2 rRNA genes are annotated in these 3,212 nt (G+C 49.9%); both read right to left on the minus strand.

Features of this window, described 5'->3' with window-relative positions:
* Window positions 1-116 (minus strand): 5S ribosomal RNA (rrf, locus tag RWU19_RS12305).
* 93 nt (window positions 117-209) lie between these two features.
* Window positions 210-3,124: ribosomal RNA gene (locus RWU19_RS12310) — 23S ribosomal RNA — on the minus strand.
* Between the last annotated feature and the right edge of the window lie 88 nt (window positions 3,125-3,212).

The following is a 3,212-nucleotide window of genomic DNA, read 5'->3' on the forward strand; positions in this document are numbered from 1 at the left end:
GCGTGGCGACGTCCTACTCTCACAAGGGGCAACCCCTCACTACAATCGGCGCTAAGAAGCTTAACTTCTGTGTTCGGCATGGTTACAGGTGTATCCTTCTCGCTATCGCCACCACACTGTGGTGTTATCTTTTATTGAGTAAATTTTGTTCACTCAAAACTGGATTTGAAGTTCTATAAGTTTTTTCCGAGTTCTTTTCTTTTAACCTATTGGTTAAGTCCTCGATCGATTAGTATCAGTCCGCTCCATACATCACTGTACTTCCACTCCTGACCTATCTACCTGATCATCTCTCAGGGATCTTACTTTCTTAAAGAAATGGGAAATCTCATCTTGAGGTGGGCTTCACACTTAGATGCTTTCAGCGTTTATCCCTTCCCTACATAGCTACCCAGCAATGCCCTTGGCAGAACAACTGGTACACCAGCGGTAAGTCCATCCCGGTCCTCTCGTACTAAGGACAGCTCCTCTCAAATTTCCAACGCCCGCGACGGATAGGGACCGAACTGTCTCACGACGTTCTGAACCCAGCTCGCGTGCCGCTTTAATGGGCGAACAGCCCAACCCTTGGGACCGACTACAGCCCCAGGATGCGACGAGCCGACATCGAGGTGCCAAACCTCCCCGTCGATGTGGACTCTTGGGGGAGATAAGCCTGTTATCCCCAGGGTAGCTTTTATCCGTTGAGCGATGGCCCTTCCATGCGGAACCACCGGATCACTAAGCCCGACTTTCGTCCCTGCTCGACTTGTTGGTCTCGCAGTCAAGCTCCCTTCTGCCTTTACACTCTTCGAATGATTTCCAACCATTCTGAGGGAACCTTTGGGCGCCTCCGTTACCTTTTAGGAGGCGACCGCCCCAGTCAAACTGCCCATCTGACACTGTCTCCCACCACGATTAGTGGTGCGGGTTAGAGTGGCCATAACGCAGGGGTAGTATCCCACCAGCGCCTCCATCGAAACTAGCGTTCCGATTTCTACGGCTCCTACCTATCCTGTACATGCGGTACAGACACTCAATATCAAACTACAGTAAAGCTCCATGGGGTCTTTCCGTCCTGTCGCGGGTAACCTGCATCTTCACAGGTACTAAAATTTCACCGAGTCTCTCGTTGAGACAGTGCCCAAATCGTTACGCCTTTCGTGCGGGTCGGAACTTACCCGACAAGGAATTTCGCTACCTTAGGACCGTTATAGTTACGGCCGCCGTTTACTGGGGCTTCAATTCGTACCTTCGCTTGCGCTAAGCACTCCTCTTAACCTTCCAGCACCGGGCAGGCGTCAGCCCCTATACTTCATCTTACGATTTTGCAGAGACCTGTGTTTTTGATAAACAGTCGCTTGGGCCTATTCACTGCGGCTGATCGTATGATCAGCACCCCTTCTCCCGAAGTTACGGGGTCATTTTGCCGAGTTCCTTAACGAGAGTTCTCTCGCTCACCTTAGGATTCTCTCCTCGACTACCTGTGTCGGTTTGCGGTACGGGCCGCTGTTTTCTCACTAGAAGCTTTTCTCGGCAGTGTGACATCAGGAACTTCGGTACTATTATTTCCCTCCCCATCACAGCTTGTCCTTAAGAAAAGAAGCATTTGACTCCTCTTCAGACTTACTGCTTGGACAGACATTTCCGATCGTCTGCATTCCTTAGCCTCCTGCGTCCCTCCATTGCTCAAACAAAAACAACGGGTACAGGAATATCAACCTGTTATCCATCGCCTACGCCTATCGGCCTCGGCTTAGGTCCCGACTAACCCTGGGCGGACGAGCCTTCCCCAGGAAACCTTAGTCATTCGGTGGACAGGATTCTCACCTGTCTTTCGCTACTCATACCGGCATTCTCACTTCTAAGCGCTCCAGCAGTCCTCACGATCTGCCTTCGACGCCCTTAGAACGCTCTCCTACCAATACACCTAAAGGTGTACTCCACAGCTTCGGTAATATGTTTAGCCCCGGTACATTTTCGGCGCAGGGTCACTCGACTAGTGAGCTATTACGCACTCTTTAAATGGTGGCTGCTTCTAAGCCAACATCCTAGTTGTCTGTGCAACCCCACATCCTTTTCCACTTAACATATATTTTGGGACCTTAGCTGGTGGTCTGGGCTGTTTCCCTTTCGACTATGGATCTTATCACTCACAGTCTGACTCCCGGATATGAATGAATGGCATTCGGAGTTTATCTGAATTCGGTAACCCGAGATGGGCCCCTAGTCCAAACAGTGCTCTACCTCCATCATTCTCAATTCCGAGGCTAGCCCTAAAGCTATTTCGGAGAGAACCAGCTATCTCCAAGTTCGTTTGGAATTTCTCCGCTACCCACACCTCATCCCCGCACTTTTCAACGTACGTGGGTTCGGTCCTCCAGTGCGTTTTACCGCACCTTCAACCTGGACATGGGTAGATCACATGGTTTCGGGTCTACGACTACATACTCAAACGCCCTATTCAGACTCGCTTTCGCTGCGGCTCCGTCTCTTCAACTTAACCTCGCATGCAATCGTAACTCGCCGGTTCATTCTACAAAAGGCACGCCATCACCCATTAACGGGCTTTGACTTGTTGTAGGCACACGGTTTCAGGTTCTATTTCACTCCCCTTCCGGGGTGCTTTTCACCTTTCCCTCACGGTACTGGTTCACTATCGGTCACTAGGGAGTATTTAGCCTTGGGAGATGGTCCTCCCGGATTCCGACGGAATTTCTCGTGTTCCGCCGTACTCAGGATCCTCCTAGGTGTCTTCCACATTTCGTCTACGGGGTTTTTACCCTCTTTGACTGACTTTTCCAAGTCATTCGACTATCTGAAAGAACGACCATATCGGAGTCCTACAACCCCAACAAGCAAGCTTGTTGGTTTGGGCTTTTCCCGTTTCGCTCGCCGCTACTCAGGGAATCGAATTTTCTTTCTCTTCCTGCAGGTACTTAGATGTTTCAGTTCTCTGCGTCTACCTCGAATGTGCTATGTATTCACACAATCGTAACATCCTATTAAAGATGCTGGGTTCCCCCATTCGGAAATCTCTGGATCATAGCTTACGTACAGCTCCCCAAAGCATATCGGTGTTAGTCCCGTCCTTCATCGGCTCCTAGTGCCAAGGCATCCACCGTGCGCCCTTATTCACTTAACCTTATCAACCTTGCGGTTGGGTTTTGATCCTTCTTCTAGCGATAGAAGTTAGATCAAGAAAATAAGCAATTGAACTTATTAAAAAACTC

The organism is Enterococcus sp. 2STP, assembly GCF_032465635.1.
In the GTDB taxonomy this organism is placed as follows: domain Bacteria; phylum Bacillota; class Bacilli; order Lactobacillales; family Enterococcaceae; genus Enterococcus_B; species Enterococcus_B lactis.